At 54.1% G+C, this 19,998-nt stretch carries 12 protein-coding genes; 10 read left to right on the top strand and 2 right to left on the bottom strand.

The features are described from left to right. Nucleotides 1-309: 309 nt before the first annotated feature. Both serA and ygfZ read left to right on the top strand, forming a co-directional pair. A complete protein-coding gene (serA, locus tag NY07_RS17320; protein ID WP_033540618.1) occupies nt 310-1,539 on the top strand; it encodes a phosphoglycerate dehydrogenase in 1,230 nt (409 codons plus the stop codon). Nucleotides 1,540-1,800: 261 nt separating this feature from the next. Next, nucleotides 1,801-2,772 carry a tRNA-modifying protein YgfZ gene (ygfZ, locus tag NY07_RS17325; RefSeq protein ID WP_033540619.1) on the top strand — a complete coding sequence of 324 codons (972 nt, stop codon included), beginning with the start codon at nt 1,801-1,803 and terminating at the stop codon, nt 2,770-2,772. Between the two features lie 68 nt (nt 2,773-2,840). On the opposite strand, the gene NY07_RS17330 is transcribed toward ygfZ, so the two are convergent. Next, nucleotides 2,841-3,860: a response regulator gene (locus tag NY07_RS17330; RefSeq protein WP_033540620.1), complete on the bottom strand. Its 1,020-nt coding sequence runs from the start codon at nt 3,858-3,860 to the stop codon at nt 2,841-2,843. 130 nt (nt 3,861-3,990) lie between these two features. Continuing rightward, nucleotides 3,991-9,285, bottom strand: a complete 5,295-nt coding sequence (locus NY07_RS17335; RefSeq protein WP_033540621.1) for a PAS domain S-box protein — start codon at nt 9,283-9,285, stop codon at nt 3,991-3,993. Nucleotides 9,286-9,791: 506 nt separating this feature from the next. On the opposite strand from NY07_RS17335, the gene NY07_RS17340 reads away from it, so the two are divergent. The 8 genes from NY07_RS17340 to NY07_RS17375 all read left to right on the top strand — a co-directional run bounded on the left by NY07_RS17340 (nt 9,792) and on the right by NY07_RS17375 (nt 19,629). Next, complete coding sequence (locus NY07_RS17340; protein WP_033540622.1) at nt 9,792-10,457, top strand: ABC transporter ATP-binding protein; 666 nt, start codon at nt 9,792-9,794, stop codon at nt 10,455-10,457. Continuing rightward, complete coding sequence (locus NY07_RS17345) at nt 10,450-13,062, top strand: ABC transporter permease (RefSeq protein WP_033540623.1); 2,613 nt, start codon at nt 10,450-10,452, stop codon at nt 13,060-13,062. Before NY07_RS17340 ends, NY07_RS17345 begins: the two co-directional genes overlap by 8 nt. Continuing rightward, nucleotides 13,059-14,159, top strand: coding sequence for a lipocalin-like domain-containing protein (locus NY07_RS17350; protein ID WP_033540624.1), 1,101 nt, complete (start codon nt 13,059-13,061; stop codon nt 14,157-14,159). The genes NY07_RS17345 and NY07_RS17350 overlap by 4 nt, the downstream gene beginning before the upstream one ends. 615 nt (nt 14,160-14,774) lie before the next feature. Beyond that, on the top strand, nt 14,775-15,044 hold the full coding sequence (locus tag NY07_RS17355) for a chaperone NapD (protein WP_033540625.1): 270 nt from the start codon (nt 14,775-14,777) through the stop codon (nt 15,042-15,044). Beyond that, nucleotides 15,041-17,524 carry a nitrate reductase catalytic subunit NapA gene (gene napA, locus NY07_RS17360; RefSeq protein ID WP_033540626.1) on the top strand — a complete coding sequence of 828 codons (2,484 nt, stop codon included), beginning with the start codon at nt 15,041-15,043 and terminating at the stop codon, nt 17,522-17,524. Before NY07_RS17355 ends, napA begins: the two co-directional genes overlap by 4 nt. Before the next feature lie 58 nt (nt 17,525-17,582). Continuing rightward, nucleotides 17,583-18,314 carry a ferredoxin-type protein NapG gene (gene napG, locus NY07_RS17365; protein WP_033540627.1) on the top strand — a complete coding sequence of 244 codons (732 nt, stop codon included), beginning with the start codon at nt 17,583-17,585 and terminating at the stop codon, nt 18,312-18,314. An 8-nt stretch (nt 18,315-18,322) separates the two neighbouring features. Then, nucleotides 18,323-19,210: a quinol dehydrogenase ferredoxin subunit NapH gene (gene napH / locus NY07_RS17370; protein ID WP_235363962.1), complete on the top strand. Its 888-nt coding sequence runs from the start codon at nt 18,323-18,325 to the stop codon at nt 19,208-19,210. After that, nucleotides 19,207-19,629 carry a nitrate reductase cytochrome c-type subunit gene (locus NY07_RS17375; RefSeq protein ID WP_033540628.1) on the top strand — a complete coding sequence of 141 codons (423 nt, stop codon included), beginning with the start codon at nt 19,207-19,209 and terminating at the stop codon, nt 19,627-19,629. The genes napH and NY07_RS17375 overlap by 4 nt, the downstream gene beginning before the upstream one ends. Nucleotides 19,630-19,998: the final 369 nt, after the last annotated feature.

Genomic DNA, 19,998 nt, shown 5'->3' on the forward strand with positions numbered 1-19,998 from the left:
AAAATCACCATAAGAACAGGGCTTGTAGACCTTTCTGGGCGCATTTTTACGGCAACACAGGTACTTTGCGCTTAATCACTTTCTCTTTGTAGTCATTCTACACAAGTAAGCAAGAAAACAGCATAGAGTCACCATTAACCTTGCGCTGCAAGGTTAAGCGTCCTGCCGCTATCGATGTTAATCGCTTAATCTGGATTTGCACCAAGAATTAGGCCATTGAGATCTAAGGGGAACAGGTCTGTGGGTAATAAAAGCCGCCCTAAAAGCGATACTGACCTAGCAACAACCGACAAAGAGGGTACCTAAATCATGGCGAAACATTCGCTGGACAAGGATAAGATCAAGATCCTGCTGTTGGAAGGCGTCCACCAATCTGCGGTAGATGTATTCAAGCGTGCAGGTTACAACAACATCGAATATCACAAGGCATCACTGGGGGAAGAGGCGCTGCTAGCCTCGATTAAAGATGCACACTTTGTTGGCATTCGATCTCGTACCCAACTGACCAAGAGTGTGCTGGAACAGGCGGAAAAACTGGTCGGGATAGGTTGCTTCTGTATCGGTACCAACCAGGTTGACCTTGCTGCGGCAGAAAAACTGGGCATTCCTGTTTTTAACGCTCCTTTCTCCAATACCCGCTCGGTCGCCGAACTGGTACTGGGTGAGATCATCATGTTACTGCGTGGTATTCCACAACGTAATGCCCTGGCTCATCGTGGCGGTTGGCTCAAGAGTGCATCTGGTAGCTTCGAAGCCCGTGGTAAGACTCTCGGCGTGATTGGCTATGGTCATATTGGTACTCAGCTGGGGATTCTGGCCGAAACCTTAGGCATGCGTGTTATCTTTTTTGATATCGAAGACAAGCTTCCCCTAGGTAACGCGCAGCAGATCCACTCGCTAGAGCAACTGCTTTCCCTGGCCGATGTGGTCAGTTTGCACGTGCCTGAAACCCCGCAAACCAAGAACATGATTGGCAGCAAAGAGCTGGCAGCTATGCGCCAAGGTAGCATTTTGATCAATGCTTCACGGGGGACAGTGGTGGATATCGATGCCCTGGCCGAATCGATCCGCTGCGAGCATATCGTCGGCGCCGCCATCGACGTCTTCCCGGTTGAACCTAAGTCCAACGATGACGAGTTTATCAGCCCACTACGCGGCCTGGACAATGTCCTGCTGACCCCTCACGTTGGCGGCAGCACTCAGGAAGCGCAAGAGAATATCGGCATCGAAGTGGCAGGTAAACTGGCGAAATACTCAGATAACGGCTCAACCATGACGGCCGTTAACTTCCCTGAAGTATCGCTGGCTCAGCATAAAGACACCTCACGTCTGCTGCATATTCACCACAACCGTCCCGGTATTCTGATCAAGATTAACCAGGCCTTCGCCGAGAAGGGAATCAACATCGCGGCCCAGTACCTGCAAACTACGGCAGAGATTGGTTACGTGGTGATGGAGGTCAACTCAGATCAGGCCGATGAGGCCCTCGAAGAGATGAAGGCGATCGACGGCACTATCAGAACCCGTCTGCTGCACTAAGCGCAAACTCGCTCTTACCCAAAAGGCATCACCTAGGTGATGCCTTTTTAATGCCCGAAGGCTCTCATCCTGGTCTCGCCGATAGGCTTTGCTGGCGCTAAAAAGCAATTTACTTCATAAATTTAACCAATTCCCTGCATCATTTTGAAGATTCATCCTCCGCCCCCTTTAAAATTAATCCTGCGCCACTATATTAATGACAATGAACCCATAAAGGTTACAATCGACCTTTAGCCTCTCCCATTCGCCCAGGAACATGATATGACGCTTACCGTTTCTCAACCTCAATGGTCTCTTACCGAAAAACTGCCTCCCGTCGTCTTCTGCCAACTGTCTCATCTAGGCCTTATCTCAGTCACGGGCGAGCAGGGACGCAGCTTTATTCATGGTCAGGTCACGACAGATATCAGCTCGCTGACAGACGACCAATGGCGCTGGGGCGCGCACTGCGACCCTAAAGGAAAAATGCTGGCTAGCTTCAGAACCTTCTCCCATCAAGAGGCCCTGTTGCTCTTGATGCCCAAAGAAACCCTGGCCTTAGATCTGCCTCAGCTACAAAAGTATGCTGTATTTAGCAAGGCTGAGCTGGTCGATGATAGCGCTAACTGGTTATTGCTGGGCGTGACAGGCCTTGATGCCGCTAACTGGATGAGCCAACACTTTGGTGAGCTAAGCCCATCACTCACCACAGTACCAGGCGGCGTTATCTTACGTGACGGCGAGCGTTTCATCCTCGCTATCAAGAAAGAGGCTCAGGCAGAGTTACTGGCCAAGATAGAGCAACCCATCTACGACTATAGCGTCTGGCAGGCCGAGGAAATTGCCGCCGGGCTGCCCAATATTTATGCCCGTCACCAGGGGCAATTTGTGCCGCAGATGTGTAACCTGCAGGCAGTCGATGGCATCAGCTTCACCAAAGGCTGCTACATGGGCCAGGAAACCGTGGCCCGCATGAAATATCGCGGCGGCAATAAGCGCGCCCTCTATATCGCTAAAGGCACCGCCAGCCACGCGCTACGTCAAGATGCCCAGCTTGAGATGCAAATGGAAGAGGGAGAAGGCTATCGCCGTGCTGGCAGCATACTGGAATCCGTACAACGTGACGGTCAATTGCTGCTAACCGCCGTACTACCCAATGATACCGCCATGAGCGCTAAGCTCAGAGTGGCAGGAGATGAGGCCTCCGAGCTCTCTCTGGTACCACTGCCCTACTCGCTGGATGAAGAAGAGTAAGTCAGCACAAAAAAAGGCGCGATAAGCGCCTTTTTTATTACTTGCTGTTTTAGCTAGGTTCTTCTTAATTATTCATTGTCGTTATGGGTATCGCGGATCTTCACCGCCTCACCGACGATCACCTTGAAATGCTCCACCAGCTCAGGGTCAAAATGTTTACCCGCTTCACGCTCAATCAGCGCCAGGGTATCTTCTATGCTCCAGGCCTTCTTATAGGGTCTGATGGAAGTCAGGGCATCGAACACATCCGCAATAGCGACGATGCGCCCCTCGATGGGAATATCTTTTCCCGCCAGCCCACTGGGATAACCCGAGCCATCCCACTTTTCATGGTGAGTCAGTGCGATACGCCGCGCCATCTCCAGCAGGGGATCCGGATGCTCGCCGATGATCTCGGCGCCTATCTCGGCGTGACGCTGCATCTCTTGCCATTCATCTTGGTCTAACTTGGCTGGTTTCTTCAAGATGGCATCTGGGGTGCCTATCTTGCCGATATCATGCATGGGCGAGGCGTTGTAGATCAGCTCACAAAAGCGCTCTGACATCCCGGCCTGGCGGGCCAACAAACGCGCATAGTGACTCATGCGAATAACATGCATCCCCGTCTCGTTATCCTTGTACTCGGCGGCGCGGCCCAGGCGGCGTATGATCTCCAGGCGAGTATCTGTCAGCTCTTGAGTACGCTCCTTAACCTCCTGCTCTAATAAACGCTTCTGATCATAGAGGGCGAGATGAGTCTTTACCCTGGCCTTAACCACGGGGGCGCTGACAGGTTTGGTGATATAGTCCACCGCACCGAGCTCAAAGCCCTGGGTTTCATCGGAGACATCGGTCAGGGCGGTCACAAAGATCACCGGAATATGGCTGGTCTGAGGCTCCTGCTTGAGACGCTTACACACCTCATAGCCATTCATCCCCGGCATCATGACATCGAGCAAGATGAGATCCGGGGCATTCTTAGTCGCGATAGCCAGTGCCTTGGGGCCATCGATCGCCACCTTAACCTTGTACTCATCGCCTAAGATCCCCACCAAGATATCGATATTCTCAGGGGTGTCGTCCACAACCAATATCGTGGCCTTCTCCATCAATCCCTCTCCTTTTGCGCCCCGTTGGGCTAATCACAATTGAGTATAGTTGGCACTCGGCCTAGGAAGAGTATTGCTTTCACTCTTCCTCAACGCTCCAGTCCCAAGCTTTTGGCTTAGCTCATCAAACTTAAGCAAATATCTCTTCAACCAACTCTATCGCTTCATCAAACTGGTAGGCGTTGACCATATTCAGCACTGGCACCATCTTCTGCGCCAATGACGATGGCAGGCGCTCGCGAATAGACTCAACCTTAGCTACCGCCTCAGAGTCCGCCTCTTCGAGCATCTGTAGTAAGGCCTTTATCTCGCTATCCAGCTCTTGGGGCGTCATCTCGGGCTGCGTTTGAGCTGCACCGGCCCCCAGCAGATTGTCATCACCGCCTGTCTGTCGCAGCCAATCGCCGATGGCGCCGCACAGACTGTCGATAAGCTCACCCATCTGCTCCAGCGCCTCTTTAATATCGGCCTCAGGCGTTTGACTCAGACTCGACTCTATCTGTTTAGCCATCTCGACTAACTCTGGGCAACAGAGGTTACCCGCCACCCCTTTCAGGGTATGGGCATAACGAATCGCCTCCTCATGCTGGCCCTGACTCAAGGCGGTGGCGATAAGCTCAGCGCAGCGAGACTGACCGGTGTAGAAGCGCTCGAATATTCTGCGATACAAACGGGCAGAGTTTTGAACCAGCTGTAACCCCTTGTCCACATCCAGCAAAGGATGAGAAGGCCAATAAGCATCTTCCACCTCAAGGGGTGCGCTTTGCCCCTCTGCGGTATCAGGGGCAAAGCGATTATCCCCCAGGTATTCCAGCAGCGTCTTATAGAGCAGTGAGACCTCTATCGGCTTGGCGATATGGTCATTCATGCCCGCCCGCAAGCACATCTCCTTGTCACCGGCCATGGCGTTAGCCGTCATGGCTATCACTGGTAGCGAGGCCCAATCGGGGTTCTTGCGTAGCTCTGCCGTGGCCTGATAACCGTCCATCACGGGCATCTGACAATCCATCAACACCAGATCGAAGCTCTGCATCGCCAGCTTCTCCAGGGCCACCTGACCATTCTCGGCGATAGAGAGCACAACACCCACCTGCTCGAGAAACTCGCTGGCGACCTCTTGGTTCATCTCGTTATCTTCCACCAGCAAGATTCGCTTACCCTTGAGCTGGGCCAATAATGCCTGGCTGATCTCTTTGCCCTTGCGGCGCACAGACACGGCCCCCTCCTTACCCAGGGCCGACATGATGCCGTCCAGCAACCTGGAGGCGCTGATCGGCTTAGTGATATAGCCGGTGATCCCAGCCTGCTCCGCCTTGTCGATAAAATCACTGTCGGCATGGGCCGAGACGATCAAGATCTTAGGCGGGGTCGGCAGCAGAGACAGCATCTGCTTTGAAGTCTCCAGACCATCCATCTCAGGCATACGCCAGTCGATCAAGGCAACCTGGTAATCTGTCTCCTGACAACGGGTCAGGGCCTCGCTGCCGCTACGCACCGTATCGACGCTAAAGCCCATGCTCTCAAGGGTGCTGCGTAAAATATCCCTGGCGGTGGCGTTATCGTCGGCCACCAGAATGCGCATCCCTTCCAGCTCCTGCTCCACCTTGATCAACTGGCTGTCAGAGATCTTAAAGCGGACGCTGAAGAAGAAGGTGCTGCCGTTACCAAACTGGCTCTCCACCCCAATCTCACCGCCCATGAGTTCCACCAACTGCTTACAAATCGCCAAGCCGAGACCTGTTCCGCCATACTTGCGCGTCGTCGAACTGTCCGCCTGACTGAATGACTTAAACAACTTGGCGCGCTGCTCCTCGGTGAGGCCGATACCGTTGTCGCGCACGCTAAATTTCAGCAGTATCTCCTCATCCTCTCGCACCAGCTGGCTGATCGAGAGCATCACCTCTCCCTGCTCGGTAAACTTGATGGCATTGTTCATTAAATTGATCAGCACCTGACCCAGGCGCAACGGGTCGCCCACCAAGTGGCGCGGAATATTGGGCGCTACGGCAAACAACAGCTCCAACTGTTTGTCGGCCGCCTTGGCCGAGAACATGTCGCTGAGATCTTCAAGCAAGGTATCGAGCTGGAAGGGCACGGCCTCGATATCCAACTTGCCCGCCTCAATTTTAGAGAAATCCAGGATATCGTTGATGATCCCCAGCAGTGACTTAGAGGCGCGGTCTATCTTCTCTACATAATTTTGCTGTTTCTTATCCAGCTCTGTCTGTAAACAGAGTTGCGACATGCCTATGATGGCATTCATCGGCGTGCGGATCTCATGAGACATATTGGCCAGGAAGTCACTCTTGGCCTTGCTGGCGGCATCGGCGGCATCTTTGGCCAAAATAAGCTCCTGCGACAGCTGCTTAAGGGAGCTGATATCCGCCATAGAGATCACCGCAGAGCGATACTCTCCCTGCTTGTCCGATAGCCCTGTCATGTTGGCATCCATCCACATGGCCTGGCCGCTATGATTGATCAGGCGGATATCCAAGTTGGCACTATCGCCACCATCACTCATCAGTGACTTAAAGCGATTCTTCGCCTCCAGTCCCTGCTCTGGGTCTTGATAATCGAAGAAAAGACTGCCCTTAAGCTGCGCCCTGGGTAGCTGCATGTAATGACTAAATTGCTCGTTGCAGTCCAGGATGACACCACGTTCATCGACATTCACAATCCCTATGCCTGCGTTATCAAACAGCGCCCTGAAATGCGCCTCACGTTTGGCCAGCTCTCTGTCCATCCGCTTACGCTCTGTAATATCCATGAGGTAGCCATGCCACACTAGGCTGCCATCTGCCTCCCTGTCACCGCGGGCGCCCGCCTGCAACCAGCGCTCCTCACCCGATGGATGCAGGTAACGAAACTCTTCGGTCCACTTGAGCCCTGAGTCACTTTTCCCCGACAAGGCCCGAATAATGCGGGGGCGCTCGGAGTCGACAATACAGTTAGCCACCAGGTCAAAGTTGGCCAATAGCTGATCGCGATGAAAACCTAAAGTGGTAATACAGGCACTGGAGAGGAAGGTAAAATAACGCTTGTCATTGTCGAACCAGCGCAGCTGATAAACGGTATTGGGAATGGATTCTGTGATGGTCTCAAGCTGCTGCTGAGACTGGGCAATCTTCTCCTGAGCCAGCTTACTCTGGGTGATATCCTGAATGCTGCCATCAAACCAGAGCGCCTTGCCCTCGTCGTCATAGCTGGCCTTGCCCTTTTCATGCACCCAATGGACACTGCCATCTCTGTGCTGAATACGGTACTGCACCTCGAAGGTCTGCTGCTCGGCGATCCCTTTGTTGATCGCCGCATCTGCCAGCGCCCTATCGGCTTCAAGGATCAAACTGGCAAAAGTGCGCTTACTGCTTTCGATAAAGTCTTCGGCGCCGTAGCCGGTGATCTCTGCAATATTGTCGCTAACATACTCCATCACCCAACTCTCACCCAGACGGGTACGATATACAGCGCCAGGAATATTGCTCACCAGACCGCGAAAACGACTCTCGCTGTCTTTGATCCGCTTAGCGATCGCCAACTCCTCGGTCATATCCCGCACCGAAGCGGCGACCTGACGCTTGCCATCAACATCGGCTGGCAACAGGCCTAAGCTAACTTCCACCGAAAACAGACTGCCATCGGCCTTCTTAGCTTTCAGGGTTCGTCCCAGTCCCTGCCCCATGCGGCGATCGACCCCTTCGCTGACAAACTTAGCCCTGAGCGCCGCATGATTGTCCACGGTATCGGGCACCAGCTGATCGACACTCAAGGCCAACATCTGCTGCGCATCATACCCAAACAGCTGCTGACAACGACTGTTGCTAAAGACTATCTTGCCCTGCTCATCGACAATCAGCATCGCCTCGGGGGCCGACTCCAGCACGGCATTGGACCAGGCCGCCGCCGAGAACTGCTCGGTCACATCGTTAAACAACATCTCGATAGAGAGGTGTTCACCGTTATCGGCCAGCAGCGGCTGCATAAAGAGATCCAACCGTCGTAACGTGCCGTTGGCGGCAATCATCTCCACCTGATGGGGTGGCACGCTATTGCCCTGCAGGGCACTGTCCATATACTCCCAGTTCACCTCGTTGATGGGGTTATCGGAGAACATGCGCTGATATTTGCGTTTGAGCAGATCTGGGCTTACGCCCAAGACCTTCTCAACCCCGGCGCTGACCTGGGCTATCTGACCGTCGGGCTCAAGGGAGCAGTAAAACGATTTATCGCTCATGCCATCAATCAACTTGGCAAAGCGATTCCCCCGGGAATCCAGTAGCGCCTCTTCACGCTGAGCCAGCACCTCGGCCAGTTCATTAAACTTATCTGTCAGGGTCACCACCTCGCTCACCGCGCCTCTGGGGCTGTCGATGCGCTTGGTCTTACCCGCGCCGAAGGCAACTATCCCCGCCGCCAGACGCTCGATGGGTAGCAACAGGCGCCTGGCGGTGAGATAGCCTGTTAAGTAAAGTACTATCGAGATAAGCAGTAAGGTGATCACCAGCGAAGAGAGGCCCATATAAAGCTGATGATAGAGTTTCTCCTCATGGGTCATCATCACCACGCGCCAGTTGAGCTTAGGCACCACACCGACGCTGGCCAGATAGGCCTGGCCATCTTTGGCTATCATGCGACTATTGCCAGATTCAGCCTCACCGATCAATTGCAAAAAGTCCTGATTTTCACTCGACGAAGACAGCCAGTTATCCTTGCCCTGAGACATAATCAACTGACTGTTTGGATGGTAGATAAGTTGCCCGTTCTCATCTAATACCAGCATACGATCCGCCTCGATGCCCGCCATACTCGGTAAGGCATCTAACGCCAGATCAACCGTCACTACCCCCCAGTAGGGACGCGACGGGCCAAAGGGTTGCGAGAAGGTGATCATCAAGATATTACCGGCGCCCTCATCGAAATAGGGCAGCGACCAGTAACCGTCGATATTATCGATAGCCTCGCTCCACCAGGCCCACTGACCAACGGTGTAGTCATAGCTATCGGCGCCGATATCCAGCATCTTTATCCCCGCTTGGTCGCGGTAGACATAGGGAGCATAAGGTTTTTGATTGTCTGTGAGTTCGGGGCGAAAGGCGATGGCGCTGGCGTAGAAATCTGTCTGGCGCTCCAGGCGACGGGTGAGCAGGAGTTTGAGCTCGGCATCCTCAGCGAATAATTTGTCATGGCCCATTTGCCCCAGCAGATCGGCAAAGGTGCGGGTATCTTGTTCGGCAAAGGAGAGGAAATAATGAACCCGCCGGGCCACCATTTCCGCCTGTTTTTCCAGATCGCTGTAGAGGTATTTTTCCTCGGCCTCATAATTAAACCAGGCATAGAGACTAAAAACCATGGCCATGATGGCAATTAGCGGCAAGGCAATTTGTACAAGTATCCGGCTACGAAAGGTACGAAGTCTGCTCATATCCATAATCCACAGTGCTATCGGCGCTTGACCCTAAGGCCCTGCTGTTGCTTACATCTATCCTCACCTAACTCCCCAAAAAGCGGGGCCATAGGTATCGTATTAGCGCTCACTCTCTTGTGTCTGTCATTGCCGTTTTCTGACACAAAATCTGGTTCGTCAAAATAGTGAAAACTTGCTAACTTCATGATGAACCAGAAAAATACCTGTTCATTAAATCACCTTGCTTAACCGTAATCAACAACTTAACAACATCTTTACCCATAAGGTTTTAAGTATAAAACAGGCGAAAAATAAGCGACTTTTTATATTTCTCTCCCCCCATCAACCCTATTTCTTAGGCATCAAGGGATCGCACCGAGCACTTGATACGTATAGTGAGCAAAGCACAGGCAAACTGCCATCACATCCCCTACTGATTGCACCTTGCAATCTGCTATCGATAGGGTTATCAATGGGTTTCATCATACTTTGCCAGACTATAGATTCAGGCAAAAACCTAAGGACAGACAATGACGAGTGTCGCGACGCTAAGTGAGATCTCTAAAGGGTTTAACGATGGCGATAAGTTTCATCTGGTATTGGATAAACTGGATTTAACCCTCAACCAGGGAGAAACCGTGGCGCTCACCGGCCCCAGCGGCAGCGGCAAGAGCACCCTGCTCAATATTATCGCTGGCTTCGAGCGCCCCACCAGCGGCACCCTCACCCTGCTCGATCAGGCCAGTACCCATTGGGACGACAGACGCTGGAGTCAGTTCAGACATCATCAGTTGGGCGTGGTCTTTCAGCAGTTCAACCTGCTTACCCCGCTCAATGTGGAAGACAATATCGCCTTTCCGCTGCATCTTAATGGCGCGGCCTGGAATAGCTGGTGCGATCACCTGGTCGACGCACTGGGCCTGAGGCCACTCCTAAAACGCCATGTGGATGCCTTATCGGGCGGCCAACAGCAAAGGGTTACCATCGCCAGAGCACTGGCTCATAAGCCCGCCCTACTGCTGGCCGACGAACCCACAGGCAACCTGGATCAGACCACCAGCCTTGAGGTGATGGAGCTTATCTGCGCCCTGGCAGGCGAAAACAACACCAGTATCTTGATGGTGACCCACTCAATGGAATGCGCCGCCTTTATGCAGCGCCGCTGGCATTTGGATCTCGGGCGGGTACATGAATAGCCCTAAGCGCTCGCCCCATAAGGGCGATAACGTAAATAGCCCTAAGCGCTCGTCCCTTTGGTTAGCCACCCGTCAGACCCTGAGGGTCTTTAACGCTCACTATCGTCAGGCGCCCCTGCAAGCAGGCGCGATTCTGATCGGTATCATATTAGCCGTCACCTTATTGACCGGAGTCAGGGCCACCAACGAAAGCGCCATCGACAGCTACAGCGAGGCCGCCGAGCTACTGAGCCATCAGGCCAGTTCTCTCATCATGCCGCGCACAGGCCAAGCCCTTGATGAAAGCCTCTACTTTATCCTAAGGCAGCGAGGCTTCTCCCACAGCCTTGCCGTACTCGAGGGGCGGGCGCTGGATCAACACCAGCAGGCTTGGCAGATAGAGGGCAGCGATCTGGTTGCCGCGCTGGCTGCGGTATCAACGGCGCCAACCCAAGAGTCCTCAACCCAAGAGAGCTCAAACCAAGAGTCAAACCACAAGAAAGACGCACCACCTGTGCCATCGATACGGGGAGAGCTCCCCCTTGGCGATCTATTGGCCGGCGAGCCTTTGGTATTAATGAGTCAAAGCCGGGCTGACGCCCTAGAAGGCGGGCAGCTCATTCTCAATGGCACCTTACTGACAGTGCAGGCCATCGACGACAGTTATCAGCTGGGGGATCGCCTGCTTATGGATATCTCGCTGGCGCAAACGGTGTTAGCCAAACCTGGAGAGCTTAGCTACATCGCCCTGTTCAGTGAACCCAGTGCCAGACAGGCCGAGCTTGAACAGTTGCTCAGTGATAAGGCCAGTCTGGTTGAGAGTGATAACGGCGAGGCGATGAAGGCGCTGACAAACAGTTTTCATCTCAACCTCACCGCCATGAGCTTGCTGGCCTTTGTTGTCGGGCTGTTTATCGCCTATAACGGCGTGCGCTATAGCCTGCTTAAGCGCAAGCGACTCATCATACAACTGCAACAGCAAGGGGTGCGGCGCAGCGCCATCATGCTCGCCTTAGGCATGGAGCTTATGGTGCTGGTGCTGCTGGGCTCACTTATCGGCTTTATTCTGGGGCTTCAGCTAAGCTACTGGCTGCAACCTATGGTGTCGGTCACTCTGGAGCAGCTCTATGGCGCCCACATACTGCCCGGCAGCTGGCGTTGGCAGTGGCTGGCCCAGGCTAGCCTGCTCACTCTGGTCGCCGCGCTGCTCGCCTGTAGCTCCTTGCTGCGCGAGCTGATACATCAACCACTTGCCCAGGGCAGTGGCCAGCTCAGCCTGCAACGCAGTGCGACCAAGGCGCAAAATCGCCTCATGCTGGTCGCCCTTCTTCTCGGTGGCATCACCCTGATACTCATGCCGCTCAGCCAGGACTATAAATTCACCATGGCCTTACTGGGGCTTGTGGTGCTGGCCATCCCCATGGCCTTACCTTATCTGCTAAGAAAGCTTATCGGCCTGATACAGGGCCTGAGTCCAAAGGGGCTTATCGCTTACCAAATTGCCGAAACCAAAGAGTTATTACCGCCCCTCTCACTGGCCATGATGGCCATGCTACTGGCGCTAACAGCCAACATCGCCATGAACAGCCTGGTGGGCAGCTTCGAGATCACCCTCAAGCAATGGCTGGATGCCAGACTGCATGCCCAGCTTTATCTGCGCCCGCCAGCCAGCCAGATGATCGAGGTGGAAAAGGCGCTGGCACAAACGCCTGAGGTGACGGGACTCTATAAGCAGTGGCAGATTAAGACGCGCTATCAGCAGACCCCTATCTTTTTGCTGACGCGAGATCCTTACTCTATCGAACACACCACCATCATCAAACAGGCCCAGCCTGAACTGTGGCAGGCGTTTTTCTCATCAATGCCTGACTCAGCGTCGCATTCCACAAGGCCGCAGGCCCTGATCAGCGAACCCTTTGCCATCAAGCATGGCAAGCAACTGGGGGATAAGATTCAGCTCGCCGCACTTGGGGAGACACCATTGACCATAGCCGCCATCTATTATGATTACGGCAATCCCTACGGCGAGGTGATCATCGCGCCAGCGCTGTGGCAAGAGGCGCAGCTCGGCGAGACGCCGCTCAGCCTGGCGCTCACCTATGATGGCGACCTAGATAGCTTAAGCCGGCAGTTGCAGGCGCGCTTCAACCTGCCCGATGCACTGGTCTACAGCCAGGAGAAGATAAAGGCCCAGGCGATCACCATGTTTAAGCGCACCTTCTCTATCACTCAGGTGCTCAATAGCCTGACCCTGATGGTGGCCGCCATCGGCCTGTTCAGTGCTTGCTATATGCTGACCCAGGCTCGGCTGGCTCCCATCGCCCGCCTCTACGCCCTGGGGGTGAATCGCCGCCAGCTGGTACAAATGATCGTCGGTCAGATGCTCTTAATGGTGCTGCTCACCTGCCTGGTGGCGCTGCCGACGGGGGCACTGCTGGGCTATCTGTTGATCCACAAGGTGACACTGCAGGCCTTTGGCTGGAGTATCGCCATGGTCTGGGACTGGCAGGCCTATCTGCAACTGGTGGGGCTGGCATTACTCGCCAGCGCCTTGGCGGTCGCCTTCCCCCTCTACCAACAGACCAGACGCCCATTGATCTCAAGCCTACAGAGGGAGGTGCTATGACACGCTTACTAATGCTCAGTCTCATCGCTCTGCTTCTGGGCTGTGATGCGCCTAAAGAGGAAACGGCGGGCGCCATGGGTAACCTTATGGGCTCTAACACAGAAGGTTATGCCCAGGTCATCAAAGGCAAAGCGCTTAGCTTTCCCAAGGATCACCAGGCCCATAATGATTTTAGGCAAGAGTGGTGGTATCTGACCGCCAACCTCACCACAGAATCTGGTGAGCCTCTCGGGGTACAGTGGACCCAATTTCGTATCGCCCTGTCACCTGGCTCAACTGAATCACCCCTTGAGTCAGCCAGTGCAAGCTCCTCCTGGGCGACCAATCAGCTCTACATGGCCCATAGCGCACTGACCACAAGTGATAAACACCTGACGCAGGAGCGCTGGTCTCGCGGCCACCCTGAACTGGCAGGCACCAGCATGGCGCCGCTGACGATTAAGCTCGATGAGTGGCGCTGGCAGAGTCAGGGCGAGCAGCTGTTTCCCGCCGAGTTACAGGTCGTTGGCGACAAGATGAGTTACCAGTTAACCCTTAAGAGTGACGCGCCGTTGCAGCTGCAGGGCGATCAGGGCTACAGCATCAAAAACGCCAGTGGTAAGGTGGCCTCCTACTACTACAGCCAACCCTTTATCGAGATCAATGGTACGGTCAAGATCGACGGCCAAACCCAAAAAGTGACGGGTAAAGGCTGGTTAGATCGCGAGTGGAGCTCACAATTTTTAGACCGACATCAACAGGGCTGGGATTGGTTTGCCCTACGTCTGGATGATGGCTCGGCGCTGATGCTGTTTCAGCTCAGAACAAACGCCCAGGAGAAACCCTTTTTCAGCGCCCGGCGCATGTACCCAGATGGCCGCGGCCGCAACATAGAGAGCCAGGCCATCACAATGAAAGCCACCGACTGGCAGCAGATAGGCGAGTCCAGCTACCCTGTGGCCTGGCAGATAGCCATCCCCAGCGAGCAGCTAAAGCTCACGATCTCGCCCCTCAATCCAGACAGTCTGATGCCCCTGAGCGTGCGCTACTGGGAAGGGCCTATCCAGATAAGCGGCTCCCATCAGGGCCAAGGATATATGGAGCTCACCGGCTACTAGCTACTCGTCACTAGCTGATCGTCACTAGCTGGTCGCCAATGGTGAGCAGCCCATCAGCGCGCTGATGATCCGCAGCGCTATATACCTATGATGATATAAGCGTCATCCATGTTTACCAGGCTTGCCCTCACCTTCTGATAAGATGAAATGAGCCAAGTTAACCCGAGCCGACAAGGCCTTGTGGGCTCAAGGTATAAAGCATTCACCGGCAAGCAAGCCGTCGACGCTTTTCAATCTTGGATATTCCCCTTGCATCCCGTCGCGGGATAAATCGCTAAATTAGCACAAACCCAATTAATTTAAGGCTTTCACGCGAGTTTCAAAACCTCGTTTTATCGACCGTTTTAAATCGGTCGCTAGGCAATATTGGACAAATTATCCAAGCTGATTGAGGTAAAAATCAGCCAATGTCCAGCGCTAAATCCTGTTTAAATTTCGAACTGAGAGTTAGGTCACACGAAAAACTTTGATCTCGATCTACAAAAGCGCCAGTTACCCCTCAAGAGGTATACCCCTATAACCAGCAAGGTTTAGACTGAATCATATCCTTATGCGGTCAACACCCTAAATATCGCCAATATCCCGGGTGTCCAGCCGCCACAACAGGGTTAACCCATGACACAGGAATATCATGTTACCAGCCTGGTGGTTCACGCCTCACCAAGCGCAGTAACTCAAGTTACAGCGGATATCAACGCCCTCGCGGGCGCCGATATCCACGCCGTTACCGACGAGGGTAAGTTAGTCATTACTCTGGAAGGCGCCACCCAAGGGGCCATCCTCGATAACGTCGAAGCCATCAACGCCCTTAGCGGGGTGTTATCAAGCAGTCTTGTCTATCACCAAGTTGAACCATTAGAAGAAAAGAGTGAGGAAACACCATGAGCATTAGCCGTCGCGAGTTTCTAAAAGCCAACGCCGCAGTTGCCGCTGCGACCACGGTTGGTGTCACTCTGCCAGTGAAGATCGTTGAAGCCGCTGAGCAGAATGACAACATCAAGTGGGATAAGGCCCCCTGCCGTTTTTGCGGCGTGGGCTGTAGCGTATTGGTCGGCACCAATAACGGCAAAGTCGTTGCCACCAAGGGCGATCCAGAAAGTCCGGTCAACAAGGGCCTTAACTGTATTAAGGGCTACTTCCTATCCAAAATCATGTACGGTAAAGACCGTCTTACCACGCCGCTACTGCGCATGAAGAATGGCCAGTATGACAAAGAGGGTGAATTTACCCCGGTCAGCTGGGACAAAGCCCTGGATACCATGGCTGAAAAGTGGAAGCACACCCTAAAAACCAAGGGCCCCACCGCCGTCGGCATGTTCGGCTCAGGCCAGTGGACCGTTTGGGAAGGTTACGCCGCCTCTAAACTGCACAAGGCAGGCTTCCTCACCAACAACATAGATCCAAACGCCCGTCACTGTATGGCTTCGGCCGTAGGTGGCTTTATGCGTACCTTCGGTATCGACGAGCCTATGGGCTGTTACGATGACTTAGAAGCCGCCGATCAATTTGTGCTCTGGGGCGCCAACATGGCCGAGATGCACCCAATCCTTTGGGCACGTTTATCGGATCGTCGCCTAAGTAGCCCTGATAGCCGCGTGCATGTGTTGTCGACCTTCGAGAACCGCAGTTTCGATCTCGCCGACAACCCTATGGTATTCCGCCCTCAGTCTGATCTGGTGATCCTTAACTTCATCGCCAACTACATCATTCAAAACGGTGCGGTGAACAAAGAGTTTGTCAGCAAGCACACTAAGTTTGCCCTGGGCACCACAGATATCGGTTATGGCCTGCGTCCTGACCATCCGCTTGAGAAGAAAGCCAAAAACCCAGGCAATGGCAAGTCTAGCGCCATCAGCTTCGACGAGTACGCTAAGTTCGTCAGCACCTACACCCTGGAATACGCCGCCAAGATGAGTGGCGTCGAGCCAGAAAAACTCGAGATCCTGGCCAAGGCCTACGCCGATCCTGAGGTGAAGGTCATGAGCCTATGGACCATGGGTATCAACCAGCACGTACGTGGTGTTTGGGCTAACAACATGCTCTACAACCTCCACCTGCTGACCGGTAAGATCTCTACCCCAGGTAACAGCCCATTCTCGCTAACGGGTCAACCGTCAGCCTGTGGTACCGCCCGTGAAGTGGGTACCTTCGCGCACCGTCTACCTGCCGACATGGTTGTGGCCAATCCTAAGCACAGAGCCGTGACCGAGAAGCTATGGCAAGTGCCAGAAGGCACAATTCCGCCTAAGCCTGGTTTCCACGCCGTACTGCAGAGCCGCATGCTCAAAGATGGCAAGCTCAACTGTTACTGGACCATGTGTACCAACAACATGCAGGCTGGCCCTAACATCAACGATGAGATCTACCCAGGTTTCCGTAACCCAGAAAACTTCATCGTGGTGTCAGATCCTTACCCAACGGTCACCGCCATGGCTGCCGACCTGATTCTGCCGACCGCCATGTGGGTCGAGAAAGAAGGTGCCTATGGTAACGCCGAGCGCCGCACCCATATGTGGCACCAGCAGGTCAAGGCACCAGAAGGCGCCAAGTCTGACCTTTGGCAGCTAGTTGAGTTCTCTAAGCGCTTCAAGGTATCAGAAGTTTGGCCGGCAGAGCTGGTGGCCAAGAAGCCTGAATACGCCGACAAGACGCTCTATGATGTGCTGTTTGCCAACGGGGTGATCAACAAGTTCCCCACCTCAGACTGCAAGGGTGAGCTAAACGATGAGTCAGAAGCCTTCGGCTTCTACCTGCAAAAGGGTATCTTCGAAGAGTACGCCCAGTTCGGTCGCGGCCATGCCCACGACTTAGCCGACTTCGACACCTACCACGAGACCCGCGGCCTGCGCTGGCCTGTGGTCAATGGCAAAGAGACGCTGCGTCGCTTCGTCGAAGGTAGCGACCCTTATGTCAAAGCCGGTGAAGGCTTTAACTTCTACGGTAAGCCAGACGGTAAGGCGGTGATCTTCGCCCTACCCTACGAGCCTGCTGCCGAAGAGCCGAACGAAGAATACGATCTCTGGATGTCGACGGGCCGCGTGCTCGAACATTGGCATACAGGGTCTATGACCGCCCGCGTTCCCGAGCTGTATCGCGCCTACCCAGATGCACAGATCTTCATGCATCCGGAAGACGCCAAGGCCCGTGGTCTACAACGTGGTGATGAAGTAGTCGTGGCCTCGCCTCGCGGTGAAGTCAAGACACGTGTTGAAACCAAAGGCCGGAACAAACCGCCACGAGGCGTGGTATTTATGCCATTCTTCGATGCGCGCCAACTGGTCAACAAGTTGTTACTGGACGCCACAGATCCTCTCTCGAAAGAGACAGATTTCAAGAAGTGTCCGGTAAAAGTGATGAAAGCCTAAAGCGGTTCAGTGAACCCTTTAATCGCTTGAGTTAAACATCAGATACGAAGAGCTAGATATGAGCCAGGTCAATCGCAATAGTAAAACTAAGGGGGTCAATCGCCGCCAGTTCTTAGCCACTACGGCTAAGGCAGGTTGCGCTATGGGTCTCTTAGGGCTAGGTGTCAGTGGGGTTGCCAAGCAATCCTCGCACCTGGATCCTATGGCGGTTCGACCACCTGGCGCCTTGGATGAGCAAGATTTTCTGTCGGCCTGTGTACGCTGCGGACTCTGTGTTGAGGCCTGCCCCTACGACACCCTGAAACTGGCTCGCTGGTTTGAGGGTGCCCCCACGGGTACGCCTTACTTCACGGCCCGCAAAGTGCCCTGCGAGATGTGCGAAGATATCCCCTGTGTGAAAGCCTGCCCTTCGGGCTCGCTGGATCACGGCTTGACCAATATCGAAGAGGCCAAGATGGGGATAGCGGTACTGATCGACGAGAAAAACTGTCTCAACTTCAAAGGGCTGCGTTGTGACGTCTGTTACCGCGTCTGCCCCTTGATAGACAACGCCATCACGCTCGAACGGCAGCGTAACCACCGCAGCGACCACCACGCCATGTTTATTCCCACGGTCAACAGCGACACCTGTACCGGCTGTGGCAAGTGTGAACATGCCTGCGTGTTGGAAGAAGCGGCCATTAAGGTGCTGCCGGCTCATATTGCGCTCGGTAAAACCGCAACCCACGATACCTATATCAACACAGAAGAGACCACGCTGGAGATGTTGAATAAGGGGCTCACACTATGAAGAACGGCATGAGTAATACGAAGATGACAGCGCCAGGCGCGGCTCAGACACGTTTCGCCCAGGCGGCGATCGATGAACTCGGCTGGTGGCGTGCCCACAAGTTCTTGATCCTGCGTCGTGCCAGTCAGCTGTGTGTGCTACTGACCTTTGCCATCGGCCCCTGGATGGGGCTCTGGATACTCAAAGGTAATCTCTCTTCCAGCGAGTTGCTGGGGGCTGTGCCCCTGTCAGATCCCCTGGTCACCCTGCAGGTGCTGATGACGGGACACCTTCCCGAAACCGCGCTGCTTGTCGGTGCGCTCATCATAGCGCTGTTCTACCTGCTTGCGGGTGGACGGGTGTTCTGCAGCTGGGTCTGTCCGGTCAACCTTGTCACCGACGCTGCCAGCTGGCTAAGACGCAAACTGCGCCTGCCACGCACCGCCGAGATGCCCAGAAACCTGCGCTACTACCTGCTGGCCCTGGTGCTACTAATGCCCTTGGTCACAGGTATTACCGCATGGGAGTGGGTCAACCCAGTGCCTATCCTCTACCGCGCCCTGCTGTTTGGTGCCGGTAGTGGGCTGTGGATACTGGCGATGATCTTCTTGCTGGATCTCTTCATCAGTGAACGGGCCTGGTGTGGTCACCTGTGTCCCACCGGCGCCATGTTTGCCCTGCTGGGCAAGGCGAGTCCGGTTAAGGTCTCTGCGGTCAATGCCAAGGCATGCGACAACTGTATGGATTGTTTTGAGGTGTGTCCCGAGCGGCAGGTGTTAAAGCCTGCTCTAAAAGGCGACAACCCCATGATAGTCGACAGTGATTGCACTCAGTGCGGCCGATGTATCGATGTTTGTGCCCAACGCGTTTTCCAGTATCAAAATCGAATTGCCCTAAAGGCGGAGAACAACCAATGAAAAAAGTACTCACTTTAGTCGCGCTGATGGCGCTAGGTGCCTGTTCCGGTCAGCAAAGCGACATTGCGGCCGAACCCGTGAATATCAGTTCACTCGGAAAAGGCGAGATCACTGCGGTACGTGCCGCTGACGAGATGCCGACCTATCCAAGTCGAGGTCAGTCAATCGAGCGTGGCTTCGTCCACCAGCCACCGCTGATCCCGCACAAGGCCGACTACCCAATCAGCATCAAGAAGAATGGCTGTATGACCTGTCACAGCCCAGAGAAAGCTAAGCGCATGAAGGCGACCGAAATCCATGCGTCGCACATTCTGCCAGACAGCAAGCTCAACTATGAGTATTTCAACTGTACTCAGTGTCACGTGCCACAGGCGGAAAACAAGCAGAAGTTGGTTGAGAATAATTTCTCGAATCAATAAAACTTGAAGTTCGGGTCTTGCAGACTTGAACGTTAGACGCTGAAAACACTAAAACCACCCGACAATGGGTGGTTTTTTATTGCCTGGCCGCAACCTTGGCCTAGCTAGTTGTTAGCATCTAACCGTATTGCCGTTTGGCCTCGCGCTGAGAATCGCTGCTTCATGGCAATCTATCGCCTGCCTAGCGGGGATGGAGGCACATTGTAATTAATGTGCGAAAAACTCAGTGTTAGCAGTTAACGTCGCGGTCGTTGGCTAAGTGGATTTGAAGGTCGCACCTTCGCTGCAACCTAACGCCTGCCCGGCGGGGGAATATGGAGACACATTGTAATTAGTGTCTGAGAAACTGAATATTAGCACTAAGCGTCA

The organism is Shewanella sp. ECSMB14101 (assembly GCF_000773485.1).
GTDB lineage: Bacteria > Pseudomonadota > Gammaproteobacteria > Enterobacterales > Shewanellaceae > Shewanella > Shewanella marisflavi.

Excerpts from the sequence above, each read along its gene's own strand:
- NY07_RS17345 (WP_033540623.1), top strand. The coding sequence starts at position 10,450 with ATGAATAGCCCTAAGCGCTCGCCCCATAAGGGCGATAACGTAAATAGC.
- NY07_RS17330 (WP_033540620.1), bottom strand. The coding sequence starts at position 3,860 with ATGGAGAAGGCCACGATATTGGTTGTGGACGACACCCCTGAGAATATC.
- NY07_RS17355 (WP_033540625.1), top strand. The coding sequence starts at position 14,775 with ATGACACAGGAATATCATGTTACCAGCCTGGTGGTTCACGCCTCACCA.
- NY07_RS17340 (WP_033540622.1), top strand. The coding sequence starts at position 9,792 with ATGACGAGTGTCGCGACGCTAAGTGAGATCTCTAAAGGGTTTAACGAT.
- NY07_RS17350 (WP_033540624.1), top strand. The coding sequence starts at position 13,059 with ATGACACGCTTACTAATGCTCAGTCTCATCGCTCTGCTTCTGGGCTGT.
- napA (WP_033540626.1), top strand. The coding sequence starts at position 15,041 with ATGAGCATTAGCCGTCGCGAGTTTCTAAAAGCCAACGCCGCAGTTGCC.
- napH (WP_235363962.1), top strand. The coding sequence starts at position 18,323 with ATGAGTAATACGAAGATGACAGCGCCAGGCGCGGCTCAGACACGTTTC.
- NY07_RS17335 (WP_033540621.1), bottom strand. The coding sequence starts at position 9,285 with ATGGATATGAGCAGACTTCGTACCTTTCGTAGCCGGATACTTGTACAA.
- NY07_RS17375 (WP_033540628.1), top strand. The coding sequence starts at position 19,207 with ATGAAAAAAGTACTCACTTTAGTCGCGCTGATGGCGCTAGGTGCCTGT.
- ygfZ (WP_033540619.1), top strand. The coding sequence starts at position 1,801 with ATGACGCTTACCGTTTCTCAACCTCAATGGTCTCTTACCGAAAAACTG.
- napG (WP_033540627.1), top strand. The coding sequence starts at position 17,583 with ATGAGCCAGGTCAATCGCAATAGTAAAACTAAGGGGGTCAATCGCCGC.
- serA (WP_033540618.1), top strand. The coding sequence starts at position 310 with ATGGCGAAACATTCGCTGGACAAGGATAAGATCAAGATCCTGCTGTTG.